The sequence below is a fragment of the Paenibacillus doosanensis genome (assembly GCF_025060755.1).
Lineage (GTDB): Bacteria > Bacillota > Bacilli > Paenibacillales > NBRC-103111 > Paenibacillus_S > Paenibacillus_S doosanensis.
The window spans coordinates 84964-108425 of record NZ_JANYUY010000010.1 but is presented as its reverse complement, the minus strand read 5'-3'; the positions used below and the strand labels follow the sequence as shown (position 1 = coordinate 108425).

The following is a 23462-nucleotide window of genomic DNA, read 5'->3' as shown; positions in this document are numbered from 1 at the left end:
TGGCTCCCTCCTTGTCTAATCCTGCTTCTCGCCGGCATGCAAACCGAACAGACGTTGAAAAGCGCCTTGAAGACCGTGACTTCCGTATTTATGATTGAACGAATCTACCGTTCCTTCTTCCATGATCCGGCCTTCTTTCATAAATACGACATGATCGGCGACGACCTCGGCGATCGTAAGCTGATGGGTCGAGAAAATGACTGCATGCCCTTCCTGCCTGGCCGAACTGACCAGGGCGATGAACGATTCCAGCCAATAGGGGTCCAATCCGTTCGTCGGCTCATCCATAATGATAAGCGGAGGCTTCGTAAGCAGCGCCTGAGCGAACAGAAGACGCTGCCGCATACCTTTGGAGAAGGAAGACACGGCGCTGCCCTTCACATCTTCAAGACCGACGATCCGCAGCGTCTCTCTGACTCTATCCTTGGAAACTTTGCGCAGCGTTCCCCAGAACGTTAACGTTTCTTCGGCGGATAAGCCTTGACCGAACAAATAGTCATCCGGCATATAGCCGATTTGCTCCGCGTAAGCTCGGCGATTGTGCTTCCAGCTTACTCCGCTCACCTCGATGCTTCCGCCCGTCGACTGCAGGATGCCGGCAATCATGCGCAGCAGGGTGCTCTTGCCTGCGCCGTTGCCCCCGCACAGCGCAAGCACTTGGCCTTGATACACCGTAAGATCAAGCGGATAAATAATCTGCTTCCTGCCGATTTGTTTGGTAACTTCCCTGACTCTAAGCACCGGCTTATCCACGGACCCGCCCCCTTTCCCATACCCAGTGTGCCAATCCGATAGCCGCGCTTACCCAAATCAGACAAATCGCCAGAAAGCTGACAGTCCCCGACGGAGCCTGAATCCAGCGAACCCATTCATAATATTCCGGTCCGAGGGCCGAGCCCCCGCCTAACTTCACTACGACGAACAGCCGCACCAGCTCGGCCGGATTAAGCACGGTTAATGCCGTCAGCAGCGGCTTGATCCACATATAAGGCAGCAGACCGAGCACGGCAACGAGCAGCGTCGGCCAGCCGATCACTGCAAAAAACCAGATCGCAACCCCGATCGTCAGCGCCTGCCACCGGTTGCGAACCCATGTGCCGACGCATAGAGCGACGGCAAGGAATAATATTATAAGTCCGGCGGAGAAAGCTATAAATAATCGATACGTCTGAAAATCAAGCCCCCTGCCGAACAGAGAACCGGCGATACCGGTCACTCCGTAACCGACGGCGATAATGATCAGCAGTACGACGGCTACACCGGTATATTTGCCGACGATGAACGAAAAGGTGCTTATAGGATACGTCGAGAGCAGCGTCCAGCTTCCCTCTTCCTTCTCGGATGTCAGGGAGAACGACCCGATCAGCAGCGTCATTAACGGAAGCAGATATAGTATGAAATTCAGCATTGTCGAGGTGCCGCTGGAATAGCCCTCGATAAAGCTTTGCGTGTTGATCAGCAACAACGACAAGCTGAAGACGGTGAATAGTATCATGAAGGAGTAAGCCCACGGATTACGGAATCCGAGCTTAACCTCCCTCACCGCAATATGGAGAAGATTCATAATTAATGCTTCCCGCTGTGATCCGTCTTCATATCACTTCCGGATTCCGAAGGGGCGCCGCTGTCGTGACTGTGCATATCGCCCATATCCATCGCGCCCTTGGCCCGCTCCCAAGTATGATTTTTCAAATCGGCGGCGCTCATCAATTTTCCTTTTTTCTGCTCGTCGATAAATGTTTGCGCAGTGCTTTTATCCTTGAAGGAATAAATCCCGTAGGCCATCGGCGTTTTAAAGGAAGCGTCGTACACGTAGGTCGCCTTATCATAGTTGATCCATTCCTTCGTATTGTAATCCCGCACGAACTCCGCTCCTACGGTATCGATTCCATATTTGCCGACCCATTCGTTCATGCAGCCGATATCGTCGAATTTGTAGTTTTTCCCCTCCTTCGTCGTCAGCTGCGTAGCAAAGGCATCGTCTTTGACCTGCATATTGCAAATCGCGCATTTATCCGTCGCTTCATTGATCGGCACGGCGGCGTACTTTTCTTTACCGCATCCGGACAGCATCACAATCAGAATCATTAAAAATACCGAAGCCGCTGCAAATTGTTTCATATTCTTTTTACCCCCATCATGGTTATTATCGTTAATGAAAATAATGTAAACAGCAAGCCTAACATCAACACGCCCGTCGTTCCTCCGCCTCTCCCGTCCCCTTGCCGTTGTTCTTCAGCTGCAGGGTTCATCAGCGGCGCCGTGTCAATCGTCCATTCATCTTTCCCGGACGAATACATGCCTTCCAGAAATTGCATACCGGGGGATTGGAAAAACAGCTGAAACGCGGGAGTCGCCGAGGTCAGACGCTGGAAGAACGGATTCATCGCATAGGCGATATCGCTGATCCCGTCTCCGTCGGCATCAATTCCGTGAAATTCATCCCAATAATTGCGTTCGAAACGGTTATCGCTGCTTTCGTTGGCTTCCGCCTGAATCACGTTACCCGCCAAGCGATTATGGGTAAACCGGTTTTGATTGGACTCCAGAAACTGAATTCCGACGAAATTTTGAACGACAACATTGTCAATAAATTCATTCTTATCCGATTGCTCGATATACAACCCTACTCTATTACCCTCCACTTTATTATTCGCAATGCGAGACGTCTGTACGTCAAAAAACAACAGCCCTTGCGAGTTGACATTCTCGCTTTGTTTCATAAACGTATTCCCCGTCACTAAGGCATCGCGAACTCCCATCACCATGCCGCCGGTTACATTGAACTCCCCGTAATTGTCTTTAACTACGGTACCGTCCGTATACATACAGTGAACGCCGTACCGGGAACGATCTATCGAATTATGTTCTACGACATTTCGGTGGCTGCTCTCCAGATAGATTCCGTCGTTCATCCGGGAAATCCGGTTATCGTGAATCCGGTTGTCGTGCGAATTATACAGATCGATGCCGTTTCGCTTCAGCGAGGTTTCATCGGATGGCTGTGATGCATCGACCGGCTCCCAATCAATGGTCGTTCCGGAGATGTCATGCTGTCCGCTGTCGCGCAGGACGATGCCGTAAGAGCGGGTGCGGATCGTTAACGTATCCAGCACCGCTTGATTCCCCGCAACCAGCACTGCGGCGTTATCCCCGCCCGACGGTTGAATAACGGCTACGTTGCGCAGGCTGACGCGAGCCGCTTCAATCCGGATCACGGGCGAGTCGCTCCCGTCTCCGGTGATGACGACATGACCTGTTCCTTGTACGGAAATCGCTTTCCTGATCACGAGCGGGCCTTGGTAGCTGCCTTCCGGAAGCTTGAGCGTGCCTCCATCCGGCGTGTTGTCCGCCATCGTCTGAAGCTCGTGGTCTCCACTTGGCGCTGCAATAACGCTGCCGGGAATCCAGATCCATATCCACGCTAAGACGAGCAGGCCCATCGCCGTTAAGAAGCGCGTCCACAGCTTCGGTATCCTTCTCATGACACCTCCAGCTCTTTCTTCTTCGTAATGTGCAGATCCCCTTGATACAGATGAATATAGATCGAATACGCTCCGGGCTTATCGAAGGTTTTTTCTGCCGAATATTGCCCGTTTCCAACCGTTTGTGCATCCTTCGTATCAGGAAGAAGACTGTTGTCCGATTTGCGGATGTCAATCTGCACGTTAGCTCCCTCCTCTTTCACCAGGCCCGCGATTGTGGCCGTCAGCTTGACCTTCTGCCCTGCTTGCACCGTGACCGGATCTGTCGACAGCTCGACTTTGATCTTGGCCGGGTCCTGCCCTTGCCGGCCGGAGGAACACGCCGTAGCGATTATCCAGAGCCCTGCGAGTACCAATAAAATGATAGCTCGTCTCAACGCCGCCGCCCCCTTTCTTTTTATATCCATGTCTTATTTTACGGATAATCGCCCCTATTCCTATCACCCGATAGGGCTATTACGGTTACTATCATGTGAAAAATTTGCAACAAGATTAGGAAGCCAATTGGCTTGTACTTTTGTCAAATTGATCGCCAATCCGGTTAAAGCAGGCGTTTTATTGTACAATTGTTGAAATAGAAATAAAAATTTAATATAATATTGTCGCCGCACCAGCGGGTGGGAGGACACGCCATGAACAAAGAAGATCAGGTCATACTGGGTTTCAGGGACTTATACAACAAGATGGTTTGGCTTAATAAAGATAAGATGGAGAACAGTCTTAAGGGTTATAAGCCTTCTGAAGTACATTGCATTGAATACATTGAAAAAAATGCAGATTCCAACGTGACAAAACTTGCGGAATCCTTTTATATGACTCGCGGTGCCATAAGTAAATTAACTAAGAAGCTCATCAAAAAAGGCCTTATCGAAAGCTACCAGAAGTCGGATAACAAGAAAGAAATCTATTTCAGGCTTACCGAGCAGGGGAAAGTCATTTATAAAATCCATGAGGATCTGCACAAAGAGTTTCAAGATCGGGATAAAGCCGTATTTGAGCAGGTAACCGAGGAGCAATTTGACAGTATGCTTAGATTCGTGGAAAAGTATAATAAGCATCTGGATGCGGAAATAAAGAAACTGGGTATAGATTTTAAGGCCGAATAAATGAATACTGAAAATGAAATCACGGGGCAGCCCAGTTCTATCGAGAGCGGGCTGCATTTTTATCGTCATCAATTTGTTGACAAGGAAACAAAACAGCGTTATTATTTTGTTGCCAAGGAAATAAAACCGTAACTATTGAGAGGAGAATTTAATGTTCAAATTTAGATCACACTATGAACAAAGCACAGAACAAACCGTCGATAAACATGCTTTACTATTCGGTCTTATCTCTGTGTTTCTTTGCGGAATAGGCTTCAGTATCATTGCACCAGTCGTCCCCTTCTTAGTGCAGCCTTACACAAGCAATCCCGAAGAACAAGCTATAGCCGTTACTCTGCTGACCTCTGTTTATGCAATCTGCGTATTTTTTGCGGCCCCCGTGGTTGGTGCTTTGAGCGACAAATACGGCCGCCGTCCCTTGCTCTTAATATGCCTTCTTGGTTCCGCAATCGGGTACTTCGTTTTTGGCATAGGGGGAGCTCTATGGGTGCTGTTTGCCGGGCGCATAATAGAAGGTATAACGGGCGGGAGCATCAGCACGATCTTCGCCTATTTTGCCGACATCATTCCTCCCGATCAGAGAACCAAATACTTTGGATGGGTAAGTGCGGTTGTAGGCGTAGGCACCGTCATCGGCCCAACTCTAGGCGGGATGCTTGCCAAGTTTGGTTATTCCGCACCTATGTATTTTGGAGCCATAATCACTTTACTGAACGTTATTTACGGATTGTTTTTTATGCCTGAGAGCCTCAGCAAGAATAATAGACTGAAAGAGATTACCTTTGTAAGGCTGAATCCTTTTACACAGCTTGCCAATATACTTTCCATGAAAAACTTAAAATGGCTGCTTGTCTCGGCGTTCTTACTTTGGATTCCCAACGGGTCCTTACAGGCCGTTTTTTCACAGTTCACAATGGATACTTTCAACTGGAAACCCGCGCTAATCGGGCTTATGTTTTCAATTATGGGTGTCCAGGACATCATTTCACAAGGCTTCATTATGCCCAAACTTTTGAGGAAACTTAGCGATAAACAGATAGCGATTCTTGGAATGGTATCGGAGATGGTAGGCTACAGTTTCATTGCGCTATCTGCGTTGTTCACATTCTACCCTCTTCTTATCGCTGGAATGTTTATATTCGGGTTTGGCGATTCGATCTACGGGCCTTCATTCAACGGAATGCTCTCCAAGTCTGTCGATGCCAGCGAGCAAGGAAGGATTCAAGGAGGCAGCCAATCCATTCAGGCTTTGGCAAGAATGATTGGGCCTATCGCGGGAGGTCAAATCTATGTATCGTTCGGTCATGCCGCACCCGCTTTTATGGGGATGATCCTTATAGCGGCGGCAATACCGGTTTTATATAAGAGGAAGCATGTCAATATGTGATCTACCTGCTTTATTGGGGCAAGCACCCCTATAATAATAAGGGTTCAGAGCTTAAGGACAAGTTCTGAACCCTTCTTCGTCTACAGTCAGCCCCTATCCCTATCGGCGGGACTAATCTTTTTTTATTTTGGAGATGCCCCCGCTGTACAGCTTCGCGTCGACTTCGACCGATGCCAGAGAGTTTTCGTCCAGCGGAATGGCTCCATTGTTCTCCAACCGGTGCCAATCCTGCGGTTTCGCACGGAATAAAACCTCCGACAAATTGAGGGCGTCGATCCCTTTGGACAATCCTTTGGCGTACGACTCCCTGATTTCTTTTTCGATTTCCTCCGAAGCCAGCCGGTTCAGCTGCTTTTCCGTCAAGTTTTGGATCAATTGCGGAATATTGCCCTGAGCCGACACTTTGATCCGAAACTGGGCCTTCCCTTCCTTCATCTCCGGTTGAATTTGAAATTTCACCTTCTCCATCACCAGCATCACTTGGGGAATATTATCTTTCCTGACGAATACGTTGGTCCTTTTCAATTTCGCGTTAAACCATCGCAGCCCGCGCGTCTGCGCTCTCGGCAAATCCCCCAAATACCGGTTGTTTTGAAAAAAACCTATACCGTTCATTTCCAATTTGGGCGAAACCTTTTGATTTTCGATCCAATTGTCGGTCACTTTTAAAAACGGAACTTTAAGCGTCTGGCTCTTATCGTACCAGCTGCGCATGAAATCGAATAAGTAGAGCGGTTCGATCACCGAATTTTGCGAATACGTATCGTTCGGGTCGTTCAGCTGCGAATACACTACGGATATGTTTTGTACCGGAGTAGCGTAAAACACGGATTCAATGGAATCTTTTGTCGCATATACCCAATTCGTATAGCGAAATTCGTAGTAGCGGTCCCATACGTCCAGCACCTGGTTAATGATCTTTTCATTTAAAGCCGCTTCGCTGAACAGTACGGTCTTGACATGACTCCAGGCGATGCGCTGCTGGGCGGTTGCATACAGATTAAAGATCGCCTTATCGAAGGTTTCTCCTTCTGCTCTGGCAACGGAGATCACCTGCTGTTCGTCCTGAGCTCCCGCTTCCTTTTTGGCGATATTGAAAAAGCTTGCCAATTGCACGTAAATGACGATTTTATTGTTGGCATAGTCGATCCCCACCGAGTTGACGTAAATCAGATGCTCGATTTCCCGGAGTCCCCAGCAGCCGGTCAACAGTGAAGACAGCATGACGATCGCCAGCATGGAGCGAAGCCACCTTATCGTTTTTTATCCCCTCCGCTTTGTTTCAGAAACGTCGGCACGTTGACGATCTTGCCCCAAGGAGTCCGTACCCAAGCCGCCCAGATGCTCTTGATCGAAGGAGGAGCGAGCGGCTCCATATAATAGACGCCGAAGGAACGCTGGTTGACCAGGTATACGACCAAACCCATGAGGCATACGAGAAAACCGAACAAGCCGAGCATTCCGCTTATAATGAGGACGATCATTCTAAGGATGCTGACCATGCCGACCATACTCTGATTAGTCAAGGTAAACGTCGATAAAACGGATAGAGCGATCACGACAAGTATCCCCGGCGCCGTAATTCCCGCGCTGATGGCGGCTTGACCGATAATTAGTCCTCCGACTACGGACAAGGTTTGGCCGAAGGTGGACGGCAGGCGCATCCCCGCTTCGCGGAACAGTTCGAATAGCAGCAGCATGACCAGGGCTTCCAAAGGAACCGGGAGCGGAACCCCTTGTCTTGATATCACGAGCGTTGCAAGCAATGAAAAAGGGAGCTGATCTTGGTGAAAGGTCAGCAGCGCAATCCAGAACCCCGGCAGGAACAAAGAGAATAACAGACCGAGCATTCTCATGCAGCGGGTGAACATGACGAATAAATTGAAATTATAGGAGTCCTCCGATGAGTTTAGTATGAATGTTAAATTCACCGGAGCGACCGAAGCCGTAGGCGAACCGTCGATAATTAGCACAAAACGCCCGTGCAGCAGCGAGCTTACGATGTAATCGGGTCTGCCGCTGTACACGAACATTGGAAATAGCGAGAATCCGGCAAGCGCCTCCTCCAGTTGAGTAGAGGTGGTAAGCTCCTTGATGCGCAGTTCGCCAAGCTTTTGCTCGATTTCTGCGAGCGTTTCCTGTTTAATGATGTTTTGCATAAACAGCAGGCTGACTTTCGTTTCGGTCTGTTCGCCGAAAGTATAGGTACGCACGGCCAAACGGTTCGTTTTCAAACGTTTGCGAATTAGCCCGATGTTGACGATGCGCTCCTCCGTGAAACCGTCCCGGGGCCCTTTAATAGAAACCTCCGTGTTGGATTCCTCGGTTCCCCGGCTCGGCGGATCTGCCAGATTGACGCTGTAGAGCTCCTGCATCGGTTCAAAGAGCATCAGCAGATCGCCTCTAAACACACGGTTCACGATATCCTCCGTATCGGACCGGTCCGTTATGCGCTCCAATCTCATCGCGGCATGCCGTTCCAATGCTTCGCTGCCGGCGATTTCGCTCCTTTGATACATGTCCAGCAAACTGGGAACGACAAAAGAATTCATTTGTTTGACATCGCACATGCCTTCGCAATAAATCAATAACACTTTGGCGGGCTGCGCTTGATTAGGAAGATTGAGCGGATCGAACATCACGTCGTCGCACCGACCGAATAACTCGCGAAGCCTGCATTCCGGCGACGGATCATTCATGCGGGACTCCCCCTCTTTTTTTCCAATGAATAAGAGCTATGACGATGAGGCTGTAGATGACCATGGACAGTACCGACAGCGGTAAAATAAGGTCGCGCAGCATGTCCAGAAAGTAGTTATCGCTGAAGGGAAGCATGGAAAAAGCGACCGATAGCAAAAAGACGCAGGCCATAATCACCCGCTTTTGGCGATAACTGCGGATCATCACAATATCCGCTATCAGAAACATCGTCAGCGAAATGCGCACGAATGCGCCGGAAAACCATTGGTAAATGCTTAAAAAATCAAGATGCTCGATGTAGCGCCCTATCGATACCAGCCTCCACTCCTCATAGGCCGGATATCTCAGCTTAGACAGCTGCTCCGGTCCGAACTCCGCTATGCCGCCCATGATCGGTCCCGCCGTCAAGCCGATAAGTATAACCGTCAGCAGAAGCACGCTGACCAAGGAATATTTATTGCGTATATGCGGTTGAAGAAACAGCAGCATAATCACCTCGATAAAGCCGGCTCCGGCGTAAACCATGCCTTCCCAGACGGGATGCATGCCCATTTCCAAAAACGGCTTCAAGAGAGCGTATCGTTTGTTGGGGAGATTGGCAAGGCTGACAAAAATACCGAATAAGATCACGAACGGAACCAGCAGCGCAGATGTGTTCGCGATGGATCGGATGCCGCAAGCCGCGTTAATAAAGCACAGCAGACCGAAGATAAAGGCAAGAGGCAGCATAGGCACTCTCGGTAAAAAGGTCAGATGAATCCAAGTGGAAGTGTCCCGCAGCGTGACCGCGCATAAAACGAGCATGTATAACCCGGCGATCCCAGCGAGCGCATGTCCCAAGACGGGCGAATAAGCCTGTTTGATCCATTGGAAAATATGCACTCCCCGCGTCTTGTTCAAAGCGGTGTATAACAAACCGACCCAGACGATTCCCGCTAATCCGGCCAGGCCTACGGAAATCCAGGCATCCCTCTTCGCCGCATCCAGCAGAATCGGAATGACAATCACGTGATCCATTAAACCGATGGCTAATAGCAGGATCATCACAGTCTGGATAAATGTAATGGTGCCGTTCACCGCTCCTCCCCCCGTTCCGATGTTTTATTTCCTGAAATGGCATTTAATAGTATGCCTGTTGTTCCGGGAAAACATGTGTACCGGGAGATTATTCATCATGATCATACCGGGAACCCTTGACGATAATTCGTATGGTGCATAGTATTGCCAATTCATGTATCTTTATAGTAAGGGCAAGCGTTCAAAGCTTGCACTGCGCGCGTCCTAGCGCACGCATAACGGAGGAGGTGGATGTTCATGGAGCATAATGGAGGTTCGCTTGGCAGTTTGATTCTTGTCGTGTCCATCTCGTTTATCATTCCCGTGCTGTTATACCAGTTAAGACTGAGAGTAGTGCCTGTTGTTGTTGCGGAGATTTTCGCCGGTCTTGTCATAGGAAGAAGCGGATTCAACCTGGTTGGGGATGATCCGTGGGTTGAGCTTCTCTCCCTGCTCGGATTTATTTACCTGATGTTTCTAAGCGGCCTGGAGATCGATTTCAGTTCGTTTACGAAACAGAAAGGCGGAAAAAAAAGGAAATACGAACCTTTGACCGCGGCCGCCGTGATTTTCTTGGGAATTTTTATCCTTTCCGGCATATTGTCGTGGCTGCTCGTCGCCGCCGGATTCATCGACCGAGTATTTCTTACCACGTTGATTATCGGCACTATATCGCTCGGTGTTGTCGTTCCTGTCTTGAAGGAAAGAAAACTGCTGGCGACGGATTTGGGACAAACGCTGCTGCTGGTTACCGTTCTCGCCGATTTTTTCACAATGATTCTTCTTTCGTTTTACGTAAGCTTTCTTTCTAAAAGCATGTCAAAAATGCTGCTGCTCTTGTTATTTTTCTTTCTAATCACCTTCATCTATATGTTCGTCAAGCGATTTGCTTCCGGCAAAGCGTTTCAAGTTCTGGAGGAAGGCTCGATCCAGTTCGGCACCAGATTTATATTTACCTTGATTATGGTGATCGTGTTTATTTCGGAGCGGCTCGGTGTGGAAAATATTTTGGGAGCTTTTTTGGCCGGTGTCATCGTCTCCTTGATCAAGCCCAAGAAAGAATTCGTTCATCAACTCGAATCGTTCGGCTACGGCTTTTTAATTCCGATTTTTTTCGTTATGGTCGGCGCCAAGCTGGAACTGAAGTATTTGTTCGCAGACTATAAAATTTTGTTATCCATCCCCCTGCTCTTGATCGTGATGTTCGTAGCCAAGCTCGTTCCGTTGATTTTATTAAAAAAATGGTATAACTGGAGGGACGTCATTAGCTCGGCCATACTGTTATCCTCCAAACTGAGCTTGGTTATAGCTGCGGCAACGCTCGCCCTGGATTTGCATCTGATCAGCGAATCGTTCCACGGAGCGTTAATCTTGGTCGCCATTCTCAGCTGCTTGATATTTCCCATTCTCTTCAATAAATTGGCCCCTAAGCAGCAGAATAAGAAAATATCGATCTCCATCATCGGCCTGAACCATATTTCGTTGCCTGTGGCGCAAGACCTGTCCCATGAAACGGTGTATAACATCCGTATATTCACCAAGGCCAGCTCAGAGAGAAAAGAAATGGATATTCAGCCGTCGTCGCTGCTAAACATATACCATCTGCCGCAAATGAACGAAGCCGCATTAAAGGAACGGCAAGCATTCGAAGCGGATATCCTGGTCATCGCGACAATGGATGATGCATTCAACGCGAGCCTGGCCAAAGAAGTAAAGGCGCAGTATAACGGCAGAATTCTCGTGCGCATAGAATCGCCAGAGCTGCAATCGGACATGGTTCACTACGGATTCGAAGTATTTTCTACCCTATATGCCGCCCGTACCGTGCTGAGGGCGCTTATCGACAGTCCGGGCGCGCTTAAACTGCTCTCTGAAGACGAAGGCATGATTTTTGAAGTGACGATTCAGCATCTGCCTTACCGGACAACCTATCTCCGGCAATTGCCAGGGCTGGAACATATATTGATTTTACGTATATATCGCGGACAATCTTTTATCATTCCGCACGGCAATACGGAAATTCGGCTCGGAGACCGTCTGCTGATTAGCGGCAATGCGGAGCAAGTTGATTTCTTTCGTTCGCTGGTGACGAGTTGAAGCTTGACCTCCTGCAATTCAATGCATCCAACCGCTGTTTGCAGCCGGTTCCGGCAGCGTACATCATCGATAAGGATAAAATCATCCGTCACTCCTATGTCAACCCCGACTTCATGCAGCGGATGGAGCCGCAAGAGATCGTCGCTCAGTTGAACAAGCTTTCCGGCTCGAATTAGCGCTCTAGTATTAACGCAGCAAGGCTGCCGGTCGATGCCGGCAGCCTCCCTACATGCTGGATGCTCTCATTTTCGAACATGCCGTGTTATTGAATGATTGCGCTGGCAACAGCCGCCAGATCGGCAATATCAATGATGCCGTCATGGTTGCTGTCCATGTATTCGATCGAGCTCCAATCCGGACTTGCCGAATTTTTGCCGTAGTTCGCTGCGACAAGCGCAAGATCGCCGATGGTTACCTTGCCGTCCCCGTTCATATCGCCCGGCACGGAGCCGTTGACCGACTCTTTAAATTGCTGCAGCGCTTGATTCAAGGCGATAACCGCCTGATCGATTTCAGCCTGGGTATTGGCGTTTGCGGATACTGCCGCAGCAGCATCGATGGCCGATTGCAGAGCCGCTTTGGAACCTGCCGGATATTGCCCCGGCGCGCTGCCTTCCACCGCCGCGTTCAGAACCGACCGCGCTTGATCGATCAACGCATTCAACGCTTCTTTGTTCAAATCCTCCTTGCCGATAATTTGCACGTTATACGCAACCGGATCGAGCGAATTCTCTTCGCCCGCAGCATTGGCAAGCAATAACCGTGAGAGCGTAATGCCGGTTCCGGCCGTCTTCTGGACCGCTCTCCAGTTTAATGTAAGCAGTTCTCCGTCCGAGGTGACGGAATGATCCGCGCCTTGGCTCGCAAGCAGAATGCGTACCTGGCCGGGAATATCCTTCTTCACCGCCAGGATCATAAGACCTTCCTTCAAGGGTTCGGCAGACACGAAATCAAGCTTATCCGGGTCATATGTGAACTGCAAATCCTGGGCGTAGATAGCATGAGCCGCTCCGCCCGGCACACGGGTTAACCCGTAGCGCAGCTCGAAGCTTTGTCCCGCCGGAATTTCAGAGACGCCTGCCAGCGTTCCGGACAGCTTGGTCGGCACGACCGGATTCGGCACATCCGCCTTGTACATCGTTATATAGTCCAGATTCACATTGCCGATGGAACCGTTGTCAATCCGGTAGCTGATGACATTTTTCCCTTTCTTCAGCGCCAGCCGCTGCGAATCCGTAAACCATTCATCCCAGCTGATAGCCGTTTTATCCGGTGTAATCGATTTGACATGAATCCCGTTGACAAATACGTTGATCAGCGCTCTTGACGGAAGCTGCACCGTAGGATTATTGGTCGACTCTCCTTCTGCCTGCTCGCCGTAAGCATATCTGGCTCCTACGATATAATCTCCTTCCTCCGCCGCACTGACGACAAAGCTGGCTTCGGCGCCGGCCGTTTTGGACAAGTGAACATACCCCGTCCCTTGATAATTGGCGTGGCTGTTATCTTTGGCAGCATCGCCGTACAACACGGCATCCTCGGCTTGATACATATCGCCTTGTCCCAAATCGCCGGATGGCAGCTGCTGCCAATCATAAGGAGAAGCAGGCTGGCCGAAATTAGGCGTTCCATCGGCATTCCAATCGAATTTCTTAAGATTGACTTCGCGCCACCAGTTACGATTTGTATCCTTATATACCCGCGAATGATAAATCATCCAATCCTCCGTACCGTCCACCGATTTGACGAAGCCCGCTCTGCCGGGGCCGGATACGTCGGCAGTCGACACGAAAACGTTATTGGTACGGGTCCATGAACCGGGGTTCAGGAAATTGCCGTCCGTATTCATAAAATAAGATAACCGGTAGCCGTTGGACGCATAATCGCCTTCCGACACGGTAACGAATACTTTGCCGTCCTTCTGCAGCACGCGCGGGCCTTCTCCGCCGCCGCCGGGCAAAATCGAACGGTCCGCCGTAATCGTATAAGGGTTATCCATCGGAGCTATGGCAGGCCCCGCCGGCTCTCCGGAGCCTAAAGTTCCCCAAATCGCATAGAGCTGGCCGTTATGTTCAAATACCGTAAAATCGTTCGCTTGCTTGTACTCGCCACGTTCGCCGGTATACAAAGCGCCTTTGTCCACATAAGCCCCCTGCGGATCGGAGGTAACGGACTCCAGCACGGTAGCCATATGCTTGTACCCGTAATCTTTCAGATCGGCGCAATAATAGATATACCATTTACCGTTAAAGAAGAAGATTTCCGGAGCAAAGATCCGGGTTTGCGTGCCCTTCGAATCAAACACCATGATCTTTTCCCCTTGATCCGTCAAGGTGCGCGATTTGGATACGTACACTTTGTTGTTCGAGTCCAGATTGCTCGAGGACACGAAATAGTAGAAGCCGTCTTTATACGTTACGAACGGGTCTTGTCCTTGATAGAGCGGATTGCTGAATTTGCTAAATACGGATGAGCTTGTCACTCCCATCTCTTTCATGAAATCGGACCGGGCAGCCGACACGCGATTCATCGTTCCCATTAATAATTGCACTTTCTCTTCGTCGCCGATGCTTTGGCTATCGATGGTAAGAAGCAGCTGCTCCGCGTCGTTTTTAACGGCAATGAAGCCGTTCAATGCCGATGGGTCGACTTTATCGGCGAAGTTGTCGGCCAAATAAGCCGCCTTTTGAATTTCTGCGGTCAAATCGGCTTTTTTCGCCTTCATAACGCGGTCCAGCGGCAAATAAAGCGCGGATTCCGGCACGATTTCCCGCTTTTGGCTTGCGCTTTCCCATTCCATGCGAAGCCAAGTGCCGCCCCAGCCTTGCAAATATTCTACTTTGATATCGTAATGCTTGCCGGCTTCCAAACTAATCGGCTTGCTGACTTGCGGAACTTCCCAAACCTGCTGCCAAAAATCGATGATCAGCTCCCCGTTAATCCACAGCCGAAACCCGTCATCCCCCTCCATGTGAAACGTATAGTCTTCCGTGTACTTCGGTACGATCGTACCGGTAAACCGTGCGGTATTATAATCGGGCGTTCCGGTCAATTGTTTGAAAATGCTTTCAAAAGAATCGCCGTTTAAGTTCGCCACCGTGCGTTCTCCCCGAAAATCGTCAAATGTAAATACGTTAATATCGCTCCGGTTATCGGGATTTTTCTCGCATTTGAAGAACTCCCCCAACAAACCGTGGCCATCCATCGTCGGATCTGCCGCAAGAACATTCGCAGGGATGTTCCACGCGCTTACCATGAAGATGATCGCCATGACCAGTATTCCGATCGTTCTTTTCATTGATGCGCCTCCCGGTTTCCAAATTCGTTTTCGTCTCTTCGCTCCGCCGCCATGCCGATTTTCGTTTATTGTCCGTATGGTTGTAGCCCGATCCCCCCTAACCGAATGCATTCAGACTGCATAACTCCAAGGATAGCTTTCTTGCTGCTTGACCAGTGTCGATGCGAGCGAGATGATCATACGCTGCATTTGTTTCTAACTTACCATATTTTTAAAATTATAGATTTGTAATAACCGGACCTTTTTTACGTTTTTCTCCCCTTCTTTTCTATCGGAAACCGCGCGCTCGCCTTCCCGGTAAACGCAGCGAGGCCGCCGTTAAATAACGGCAGCCTCTATTGATTGATACTATTTAATTAAAGCTTTTCCGTGCTTCCTTCTGCTTCCCCGCAAGGAGATTGCAGCGATCCAAGCGGCTGCCGCAGCGATGACCACAACGGCAACCCACAGCCAAATGCGGACATGGGCGTGCTACTGCAGCAGCATCAGCCATACATAAAGCCCTGCAAGAGTAATAAACAGCGTAGGGACGGTCAGCAGAACGCCCGTTTTAAAATAATATCCCCAGGTGATCTTCACTTTTTTGGCGGACAATACGTGCAGCCACAATAAGGTCGCCAATGAGCCTATGGGCGTCATCTTCGGACCCAAGTCCGACCCGATGACGTTGGCGTAAATCAGCGCCTCCCGGACGAAGCCCTCGGTCTGCGTTCCTTTGATCGCCAAAGCATCGATCATGACCGTCGGCAGGTTGTTCATGATCGAGGAGAGAATTGCCGCGATAAAGCCCATACCGACCGCTGCGGCGAACAGCCCACGGTCTGCGACAGCTTGAATGACTTGGCCTAGAGCATCGGTCAAGCCCGAATTTCTAAGGCCGTACACCACCACGTACATCGCGATGGAAAATATGACGATGGTCCACGGAGCGCCTCGGACAAGCTGCCACGTCTTAACGGCCGGGCTTCTTCTCGCGGCGATCAACAGAGCGGCCGCTGCGGCCCCCCCGATCACGCATACCGGAACCGGTAGCAGCTCGCTGCCGAAATAGGCGGCGAGCAGCGCGGCTAATATCACCCACGATAATCGGAACAGCCTCGGATCTTTAATCGCCTCCTCCGGACTTTTCAGCTCAGCGAGAGAATAGCTCCCGGGAATACTGCTCCGGAAATATAAATACAGTACAAGCAGACTGGCTGCGATGGAAAAGCAATTCGGCACGATCATCCGGCCGGCATATTCCGCAAAGCCGACGCCGAAATAATCCGCGGAGACGATATTGACCAAATTGCTAATGACAAGCGGCAAAGAAGCCGTATCCGCTATAAATCCGCTCGCCATAATAAACGGGAGGATCAGCTTGCCGTCAAACTTGAGGGCGCGTACCATAGACAAAACAATCGGAGTCATAATCAAAGCGGCGCCGTCGTTGGCAAACAAGGCGGACACCGCCGATCCGAGCAGAACGATCAGGAAGAACATGCGCAGTCCATGGCCGCGCGCAAGCCTCGCCATATGTAGAGCCGCCCATTCAAACAATCCGATTTCATCCAACACTAGCGAAATAATAATAATGGCGACAAACGTTAACGTTGCATTCCAAACGATACCGGTGACCGTACCTACATCCTCTAGGCTGACTACACCGAACAGCAAAGCGAGAACCGCCCCCGCGCTTGCCGACCATCCGATGCTTAACCCCTTTGGCTGCCAAATGACGAAAACAAGGGTGAGCGTAAAAATTAGAAATGCCGTGACAGCCATAACATCCTCCTAAATAATGAATGACGCCAAAAAACGGCAAGCTTCCAAAAATAGGAATTCTTGCCGTCTCGATTAATGAAGCAGACGGGGTAAGCCGGATTACTTCGCTTGAATATAGCCTTCCGCTTTGAGCAGCTCGGCGATCAGTACGGCTCCGCCCGCCGCGCCGCGAAGCGTATTATGGGAAAGACCGACAAATTTATAGTCGTACACGGAGTCTTCGCGCAATCTGCCTACGGACACGCCCATGCCGCGTTCAATATCGCGGTCCAATTTCGTTTGCGGTCTGTTGTCTTCTTCGAAATAAGTAATGAATTGCTTAGGCGCGCTTGGCAAGCCCAGCTCCTGCGGACGTCCTTTGAACTGCAGCCAGCGGCTGAGAATTTCTTCTTTGGACGGCTTGTTCTCGAACGATACGAAGACGGTAGCCAAATGCCCATCCGTTACCGGAACGCGAATACATTGCGTTGTAATAAGCGGCGCGCTCGCTTTGACAATCTGGTCGTTCTCAATGCTGCCCCAGATGCGCAGCGGCTCCTGTTCGCTTTTTTCTTCCTCGCCGCCGATATACGGAATCACATTGTCCAGCATTTCCGGCCAATCGGTGAAGTTTTTACCGGCGCCGGAAATCGCTTGATACGTCGAGGCGACCACCGTCGTCGGTTTGTAATCGAGCAGCGCGTTAAGCGCCGGAACGTAGCTCTGAATCGAGCAGTTCGGTTTCACGGCGATAAATCCGGTCGAAGTGCCGAGCCGTTTTCTCTGCGCCTCAATGATTTGGATGTGCCCCGGATTAATTTCCGGAATGACCATCGGGATATCCGGCGTCCAGCGGTGAGCCGAGTTGTTGGAAATGACCGGCGTGCCCGTTTTGGCGTAAGCTTCCTCCAGCGCTTGAATTTCATTTTTCTTCATATCGACGGCGCAGAATATAAAATCGACCCCGGCGGCAACCTCTTCCACCTTGGAAGCGTCCTGCACGACGATATGTTTCACGGCTTCAGGAATCGGGCCGGACAATTTCCAGCGGTTTTGCACCGCTTCTTCATACGTTTTGCCTGCCGATCCGGCGCTTGCCGCAATCGCCGTTACTTCAAACCAAGGGTGCTGATCCAGCAGCTGCACAAACCGCTGCCCTACCATTCCCGTTCCTCCGACAATACCTGCTTTTAATTTTTGCGTCATAATACCATTCCAATCCTTTCCGTAGGGTCTGATTAAGCGCTCTTTTTCATCATATACGTCTGGCTTCCGGGTCGTGTGTTACCTTGACTGCAATAAAAAAAATCCCACCCCCAAGACTAATGTCTTGGGGACGAGATTCGTATGCTCGTGGTACCACCCCAGATTCGCCAATATGTCGCCATATTCGCCTCTTCAAGTACGGCATTACGCTGTAATGCTTATACTCTAGCTCTGTAACAGGAGCTCCTGGCGCACCATCCCCATCCTGATCCGGTTCCGATGTGCTGCTCTGAGCCTTTTTTCAATAAAGAAATCTTTACTCCTTTTCAGCTGCCGGAGCTCTCTGCAAAAGAATTTCATTTATCTACTCTTCTCATCATCGCATTTGAACGTGTTTGCGATAATAATACCAAATATCCGCGGTTCGGTAAACATTTTTTTTGAAAGTTCGATTTTTTGTTTCATTTCAGCTGTCCGCACGGCAGCTCTGTCCTACATTCTAAGCTGCATATGGTGTAAATTAGCGTAAACGCCGCTTCGGGCAAGCAGCTGTTCGTGCGTTCCCTGCTCTTCAATTCCGCTGTCCGTCAATACAACGATTCGCTGCGCGTTTCGGACCGTGGACAAGCGATGGGCTATAACCAGCGTCGTGCGATGACGGGTCAGTCTCTCCAGCGAATCCTGCACGGCCCGCTCGCTTTCATTATCCAGCGCGCTCGTCGCTTCATCGAGAATAAGAATCGGCGGATTTTTCAGGAACACGCGGGCGATGCTTAATCTTTGCTTTTGCCCGCCGGATAATTTCACGCCGCGCTGCCCGATATCCGTATCGTATCCGTGCGGCAGCTCCATAATGAACTCATGGGCGTTTGCCTGCTTGGCCGCTTCGAGGATCTCTTCCCTGGTCGCCTCCATGTTGCCGTAACGGATATTGTCCAGAACCGAGCCCGCGAACAAATAAACGTCCTGCTGAACGACGCCGATGTGCTTTCTTAACGATCGCAAGCCGATCTTCCGGATGTCGCGGCCGTCAAGAAGAATCGTCCCCTCGCTGACTTCGTAGAAACGCGGAATTAACGAGCAGAGCGTCGATTTGCCTGCGCCCGAAGGCCCGACGACGGCGACGTATTCTCCGGACTGAATATCGAGCGTGACATGCTTCAGAACATGGCCGTAATCTTCTTTATATTTAAAGCTGACATCGCGGAACGCAATATGCCCCCGAACATCCGTAAGCTCCTCCGCGTCCTTCGCATCCTGAATATCCGGCTCGATCTCCAGCATATCCATGAACCGGTCGAACCCGGTTATGCCTTCCTGGTACAGCCGGGCGAAATTAACCAGCCGCTTGATAGGCTCGATAAGGATGCCGACGCATAAAATATAAGTCAGCAGATCGGCCATTTCCAATGAAGCCCCCACGATCGCAGCTCCTCCGAAGACGACCACGGCCGTCGTAATGAGATGTGTGAACGCATTCATGCCTTCGAAGAAATAGGCTTCGCTCTTATATCCTTCGCTTCGGCTTTGAACGAAACGCTCGTTCGCGCAAGCGAATTTCTGCCGTTCCACCTGCTCGTTGGCAAACGATTTGACCACTCGAATGCCTGCCAGCGTATCTTCCACCTGGGCGTTGATATCGCCGATCCGCTCCTTGGTTCTTCTTAACGCGGCATTCATCCGCTTGTTCAAATAACATGCATAAACCGCCATCACAGGCAGAAATAAAAAGACAATCAGCGTAAGCTTCACATCGATCGTGAACAAAATGGCGAGCGCGCCAATCAATTTGAGCGCCGAAATGACAATATCCTCGGGCCCGTGATGATACAATTCCGCCAGCGACAAAATGTCGTTCGTGGCCCGGCTCATGAGCTGGCCTGTTTTATGCTCGTCATAAAAGCTGAAGGACAGCTTCTGATAATGATCGAACAGCTCGCTGCGCATATCGCTTTCCATCATCGCCCCCATCCTGTGTCCCTTGTAGGAAATGAATATGTCGCACACGGTATGAACGGCAATCAGAGCGAGCATAACGGCGCCCATCATATAAATCTTCTTCAGCGCGCCGGGCTGGCTCGCTTCCAACACATATATAGTAATGTACCTGACGCATAAAGGCAGAATCAGAGTAATCGCGGAAACGACGAATGCGCAGGCCATGTCGGCCCAGAACAAACCTAAGTAGGGCTTGTAATAAGACAAAAACTTCTTGGTTCGAGAATTCAAACGGTTCTCCTCCATATGACGGAGGGTTAAAGTATAGTCGCCCTCCGTGTCGGCTTGGCGATGGACGTCAAAGTTGTTTTCATAATCAACACCCGTTTCATATTGGATTGGTCCTGCTACCTCCCATTATACTGATGAAGCCGCGGCGCTGCAGCGGGAAGATTCGGTTATAATAAAACAATACGGTTTATAACCGATGACCTTGCCCAGGATGCTTTCTTGCGGAATCGTTCCGAAATGCCGGCTGTCCGCGCTGCGAAACCAATCGTCCCCAATAAGGTAATATTGTCCATCCGGTATTCGAATCGGCTGCTTGCTCGTTTCTTCGCTCTCCAGAATAAATTTCACATTCGTTTTGAAGTTCACGCGTATATTGTCGGGCAGGCCGGACTTTTCGGAAGCCGCTTGCAGTTCCTGCACATTCATTCCAAGCCGGCGCGCTTGACCGTAAAAGGTGTCCAGTTTTCTTCCATCGATGTAAATCTGTCCCTTATCTATACGGATGCTCTCTCCGGGTAAGGCGACAATTCTCGAAATCTCCTTCTCGCTCCCATTGTCGGTTGCGCCGCCCTTTTTCGGATTTTGATAATAGACAACGTCCCCTCGTTGAACCGGATTCGCTTGGTAATAGGTTGGATCTACGACGACATCGACGTTATCGTATTCATGATGTCCGCGGTCCATATTGTCATAACCGTGATGGTATACTACCATTCCTGCCGTCGCTTCGATCGGCTTCACGTTCTCTTGCGTTACGTTATCCCGCAAAGGCTCGCGGGCGCAAGCCGCCAATGCAACAGCTATCGTCAAAATAAATACGCCAAAGCGCAATGAAGACACCTCCCCAAATAGCCGCTCAAATAACCGTTCCAATTCCCATTATACGATAAAGCATGTATCCGGCATCCATAATTGGTGAATGATTCCTGAACTCTGGGGCGAACGGAGCCAAAAAAACGGAGTGCCGCAACTGGTTCCAGTTTGGCACTCCGTGTGTAAAGCATATGCGGTTCCGTCAGCCGCGGCGTTTGCTTCAAGTACCGCAGTAAGTTCGATAAGGATAGCTTGAAGGCACCGAAGGTGCAGCGTATTCCTCTTGTTCGGGAGAATACGAATAAGGGTCGGCGAGAGCTTCCAGAAGCCTCTCCATTACGGTAACGTCTCCATGCCGCTCCGCCGCTTCCAGCGCTTCTTCAACCCGGTGGTTGCGGGGAATGACCGCAGGATTGCTGCTTCTCATCAGGCGAAGCGAGTCTTCCTTCGTCTCCTGCTGGCGGTCGCGTCTCGCCTGCCACCGCTCATGCCACTCGGTAAATCCTTCGGAGCCGAAACATGCCGTATCCTCCGGCTTCTCCAAGGTCAATGCGCGGAACGTATTCGTAAAGTCCGCATGATGCTTCTCCATCAGAATGAGCAGATCTTGAATAAGGGCTTCATCCTCCGGCTCTTCGTTATAAAGTCCCAGCTTCGCCCTCATGCCGGCGAGCCAGCCGCGCTGAAACTGCTTCGGAAACTCGGCAATCGCATCCTCGGCCAGCTTGACGGCTCGTTCCTCGTCGCTGTGCAGCAGCGGCAGCAGCGTTTCGGCGAAGCGCGCCAGGTTCCACGCGGCGATCTGGGGCTGATTGCCGTAGGCGTATCGCCCTTGACGATCGATGGAGCTGAATACTGTCGCCGGGTCGTAGGCATCCATAAAAGCGCACGGGCCGTAATCGATGGTCTCCCCGCTAAGCGCCATGTTATCGGTGTTCATAACCCCGTGAACGAAGCCGACAAGCTGCCATTTGACGATCAGCGATGCCTGCCGTCCGATCACTCCCCGCAGCAAGGCGAGATAGCGGTTATCGTCCGCCTCCGCTTCCGGGAAATGCCTGCGCAGGGTGTAATCGGCCAAGGCGCGAAGCTCCTCTTGCGTCCCCTTGCCGGCAGCGTATTGAAACGTGCCGACGCGCAGATGGCTGGCGGCCACGCGGGTCAGAACCGCACCAGGCAGCTCGGTCTCGCGCATAATGGACTGTCCGGTCGCCGTCACCGCCAGACTGCGGGTCGTAGGAATCCCCAGCGCATGCATCGCCTCGCTGATGATATATTCGCGCAGCATCGGTCCGACAGCCGCTCTGCCGTCGCCGCTGCGGGAATACGGGGTCCGGCCGGGGCCTTTCAGCTGAATGTCGAACCGGTCACCCCGGGGCGTTATTTGTTCGCCGAGCAGGATCGCCCGACCGTCCCCCAGCATCGTTAAATACCCGAACTGATGCCCCGCATAAGCTTGCGCGAGCGGCTCAGCCCCTTCGGGAATTGTATTGCCGGCCAGCACGGCGGCTCCTTCCTCGCTTCGCAAAGCTTCGGCGTCCAAGCCCAGCTCCGCCGCCAGCGCCCGGTTCAGCGCCAGCAGCTCCGGCGATCGTACGGGGGTAGGAGCGAGCAGCGTAAAAAAAGTTTGCGGCAGCCGCGCATAGCTGTTGTCGAAGTTCCATCCTGCGCCGATTATTGATCTATGATCGCTCATCATGTCACCTTGTTTCTTTATGATTATTTTTCAGAAGGGTGGCGAAAACCGCTGATTGCGCATGCGAAAGCATCTAGATTATGTACGGCGGTACGCCTTTTCGTGGAAACGGGTTATGCTGCGAAACAGCGCTTTGCCGTCCTCCGGCAGCCGGTCCGTCTCGCTGAAGCTGCAGTACATCGCCTGATAAGGCTCGGGCACCCAAATGTATTGATGCACATACGAAGTAAGCTGGAAGCCGTTCGCTTCCCAGAAGCGGATACGCCGCTTGTTCTCCTCCGTAGGCTCGGATTCCACTTCGACGATAATCCCCTTGGCATCCGCCTCGGCGCGCGCCCACTGCTTGATATGGCCCAGCAGCGAACGGCCGATTCCCGTACCGCGCACATCGCGGCGAACCGCCAAATAATCGATGATCACGGCTCTCGCCTGCTTATCGATACCGGTTAAAGCCATTCCGGCGAGTTCCCCGCCTCGGGCTACGGTATGCAGCCGGCACATCCGTCTTTCAAACATGCGGCGGATGATCGCGCGGCTCTTCCTGCCTTCGTGAGGAAACGCCTGCTCGTAGATCCGCTCCGCCTCGTTCCAGCGCTCTTCGTCCCACTCGCCGCTGATGCGATAATTCAAAGTGTCCAATCATGCT

Annotated in this window: 19 protein-coding genes and 1 other annotated feature; of the genes, 4 read left to right on the top strand and 15 right to left on the bottom strand. The window is 51.0% G+C overall.

The features are described 5' to 3' along the window. Nucleotides 1–15: 15 nt before the first annotated feature. Genes N0M98_RS10450 through N0M98_RS10430 form a run of 5 tightly spaced genes read right to left on the bottom strand, consistent with a single transcriptional unit; the run spans nucleotide 16 to nucleotide 3862 of the window. Complete coding sequence (locus N0M98_RS10450) at nucleotides 16–753, bottom strand: ABC transporter ATP-binding protein (RefSeq protein ID WP_259617808.1); 738 nt, start codon at nucleotides 751–753, stop codon at nucleotides 16–18. Next, entirely contained in the window at nucleotides 746–1564 is an 819-nt protein-coding gene (locus N0M98_RS10445) for an ABC transporter permease (protein WP_259617807.1), read from the bottom strand. Before N0M98_RS10445 ends, N0M98_RS10450 begins: the two co-directional genes overlap by 8 nt. Before the next feature lie 2 nt (nucleotides 1565–1566). Then, the gene (locus N0M98_RS10440; RefSeq protein WP_259617806.1) at nucleotides 1567–2121 is read right to left on the bottom strand and encodes a nitrous oxide reductase accessory protein NosL; all 555 of its coding nucleotides are present in this window, start codon (nucleotides 2119–2121) and stop codon (nucleotides 1567–1569) included. Continuing rightward, entirely contained in the window at nucleotides 2118–3485 is a 1368-nt protein-coding gene (locus N0M98_RS10435; RefSeq protein ID WP_259617805.1) for a right-handed parallel beta-helix repeat-containing protein, read from the bottom strand. Before N0M98_RS10435 ends, N0M98_RS10440 begins: the two co-directional genes overlap by 4 nt. Beyond that, complete coding sequence (locus tag N0M98_RS10430; protein WP_259617804.1) at nucleotides 3482–3862, bottom strand: FixH family protein; 381 nt, start codon at nucleotides 3860–3862, stop codon at nucleotides 3482–3484. The genes N0M98_RS10435 and N0M98_RS10430 overlap by 4 nt, the downstream gene beginning before the upstream one ends. Nucleotides 3863–4117: 255 nt before the next feature. On the opposite strand from N0M98_RS10430, the gene N0M98_RS10425 reads away from it, so the two are divergent. Both N0M98_RS10425 and N0M98_RS10420 read left to right on the top strand, forming a co-directional pair. After that, complete coding sequence (locus tag N0M98_RS10425; protein ID WP_259617803.1) at nucleotides 4118–4591, top strand: MarR family transcriptional regulator; 474 nt, start codon at nucleotides 4118–4120, stop codon at nucleotides 4589–4591. Nucleotides 4592–4742: 151 nt separating this feature from the next. Continuing rightward, on the top strand, nucleotides 4743–5978 hold the full coding sequence (locus N0M98_RS10420) for an MFS transporter (RefSeq protein WP_259617802.1): 1236 nt from the start codon (nucleotides 4743–4745) through the stop codon (nucleotides 5976–5978). A 111-nt stretch (nucleotides 5979–6089) separates the two neighbouring features. On the opposite strand, the gene N0M98_RS10415 is transcribed toward N0M98_RS10420, so the two are convergent. Genes N0M98_RS10415 through N0M98_RS10405 form a run of 3 tightly spaced genes read right to left on the bottom strand, consistent with a single transcriptional unit; the run spans nucleotide 6090 to nucleotide 9755 of the window. After that, nucleotides 6090–7217 carry a Ger(x)C family spore germination protein gene (locus N0M98_RS10415; protein WP_259617801.1) on the bottom strand — a complete coding sequence of 376 codons (1128 nt, stop codon included), beginning with the start codon at nucleotides 7215–7217 and terminating at the stop codon, nucleotides 6090–6092. A gap of 14 nt (nucleotides 7218–7231) precedes the next feature. Next, nucleotides 7232–8677 (bottom strand): spore germination protein, encoded by a 1446-nt coding sequence (locus N0M98_RS10410; RefSeq protein WP_259617800.1) that lies wholly within the window; start codon nucleotides 8675–8677, stop codon nucleotides 7232–7234. Continuing rightward, nucleotides 8670–9755, bottom strand: coding sequence for a GerAB/ArcD/ProY family transporter (locus N0M98_RS10405; RefSeq protein ID WP_249863466.1), 1086 nt, complete (start codon nucleotides 9753–9755; stop codon nucleotides 8670–8672). Before N0M98_RS10405 ends, N0M98_RS10410 begins: the two co-directional genes overlap by 8 nt. A gap of 237 nt (nucleotides 9756–9992) precedes the next feature. On the opposite strand from N0M98_RS10405, the gene N0M98_RS10400 reads away from it, so the two are divergent. Then, nucleotides 9993–11831 carry a cation:proton antiporter family protein gene (locus tag N0M98_RS10400; protein WP_259617799.1) on the top strand — a complete coding sequence of 613 codons (1839 nt, stop codon included), beginning with the start codon at nucleotides 9993–9995 and terminating at the stop codon, nucleotides 11829–11831. Beyond that, the gene (locus N0M98_RS10395; protein ID WP_259617798.1) at nucleotides 11828–12007 is read left to right on the top strand and encodes a type II secretion system protein GspJ; all 180 of its coding nucleotides are present in this window, start codon (nucleotides 11828–11830) and stop codon (nucleotides 12005–12007) included. The genes N0M98_RS10400 and N0M98_RS10395 overlap by 4 nt, the downstream gene beginning before the upstream one ends. An 86-nt stretch (nucleotides 12008–12093) precedes the next feature. Here N0M98_RS10395 and N0M98_RS10390 read toward each other — a convergent pair whose 3' ends face one another. The 7 genes from N0M98_RS10390 to N0M98_RS10360 form a co-directional block, all read right to left on the bottom strand. Further along, nucleotides 12094–15129, bottom strand: coding sequence for a family 43 glycosylhydrolase (locus tag N0M98_RS10390; protein WP_259617797.1), 3036 nt, complete (start codon nucleotides 15127–15129; stop codon nucleotides 12094–12096). Nucleotides 15130–15600: 471 nt separating this feature from the next. Next, nucleotides 15601–16893: an arsenic transporter gene (locus N0M98_RS10385; RefSeq protein WP_259617796.1), complete on the bottom strand. Its 1293-nt coding sequence runs from the start codon at nucleotides 16891–16893 to the stop codon at nucleotides 15601–15603. A 99-nt stretch (nucleotides 16894–16992) separates the two neighbouring features. Continuing rightward, complete coding sequence (gene asd, locus N0M98_RS10380) at nucleotides 16993–18078, bottom strand: aspartate-semialdehyde dehydrogenase (RefSeq protein WP_249863469.1); 1086 nt, start codon at nucleotides 18076–18078, stop codon at nucleotides 16993–16995. A 123-nt stretch (nucleotides 18079–18201) separates the two neighbouring features. Further along, nucleotides 18202–18467 (bottom strand) — a binding site (T-box leader). Between the two features lie 103 nt (nucleotides 18468–18570). Continuing rightward, nucleotides 18571–20307: an ABC transporter ATP-binding protein gene (locus N0M98_RS10375; protein WP_259617795.1), complete on the bottom strand. Its 1737-nt coding sequence runs from the start codon at nucleotides 20305–20307 to the stop codon at nucleotides 18571–18573. Nucleotides 20308–20433: 126 nt separating this feature from the next. Then, nucleotides 20434–21138, bottom strand: coding sequence for a signal peptidase I (lepB, locus tag N0M98_RS10370; protein ID WP_259617794.1), 705 nt, complete (start codon nucleotides 21136–21138; stop codon nucleotides 20434–20436). A gap of 202 nt (nucleotides 21139–21340) precedes the next feature. Next, nucleotides 21341–22816, bottom strand: coding sequence for a protein adenylyltransferase SelO (locus N0M98_RS10365; protein WP_259617830.1), 1476 nt, complete (start codon nucleotides 22814–22816; stop codon nucleotides 21341–21343). A gap of 78 nt (nucleotides 22817–22894) precedes the next feature. After that, entirely contained in the window at nucleotides 22895–23455 is a 561-nt protein-coding gene (locus N0M98_RS10360; RefSeq protein ID WP_259617793.1) for a GNAT family N-acetyltransferase, read from the bottom strand. Between the last annotated feature and the right edge of the window lie 7 nt (nucleotides 23456–23462).

Coding starts and splice junctions, on each gene's coding strand:
- N0M98_RS10445 (WP_259617807.1), bottom strand. CDS start 1,564: ATGAATCTTCTCCATATTGCGGTGAGGGAGGTTAAGCTCGGATTCCGT.
- N0M98_RS10440 (WP_259617806.1), bottom strand. CDS start 2,121: ATGAAACAATTTGCAGCGGCTTCGGTATTTTTAATGATTCTGATTGTG.
- N0M98_RS10435 (WP_259617805.1), bottom strand. CDS start 3,485: ATGAGAAGGATACCGAAGCTGTGGACGCGCTTCTTAACGGCGATGGGC.
- N0M98_RS10425 (WP_259617803.1), top strand. CDS start 4,118: ATGAACAAAGAAGATCAGGTCATACTGGGTTTCAGGGACTTATACAAC.
- N0M98_RS10420 (WP_259617802.1), top strand. CDS start 4,743: ATGTTCAAATTTAGATCACACTATGAACAAAGCACAGAACAAACCGTC.
- N0M98_RS10415 (WP_259617801.1), bottom strand. CDS start 7,217: ATGCTGGCGATCGTCATGCTGTCTTCACTGTTGACCGGCTGCTGGGGA.
- N0M98_RS10410 (WP_259617800.1), bottom strand. CDS start 8,677: ATGAATGATCCGTCGCCGGAATGCAGGCTTCGCGAGTTATTCGGTCGG.
- N0M98_RS10400 (WP_259617799.1), top strand. CDS start 9,993: ATGGAGCATAATGGAGGTTCGCTTGGCAGTTTGATTCTTGTCGTGTCC.
- N0M98_RS10390 (WP_259617797.1), bottom strand. CDS start 15,129: ATGAAAAGAACGATCGGAATACTGGTCATGGCGATCATCTTCATGGTA.
- N0M98_RS10385 (WP_259617796.1), bottom strand. CDS start 16,893: ATGGCTGTCACGGCATTTCTAATTTTTACGCTCACCCTTGTTTTCGTC.
- asd (WP_249863469.1), bottom strand. CDS start 18,078: ATGACGCAAAAATTAAAAGCAGGTATTGTCGGAGGAACGGGAATGGTA.
- N0M98_RS10365 (WP_259617830.1), bottom strand. CDS start 22,816: ATGAGCGATCATAGATCAATAATCGGCGCAGGATGGAACTTCGACAAC.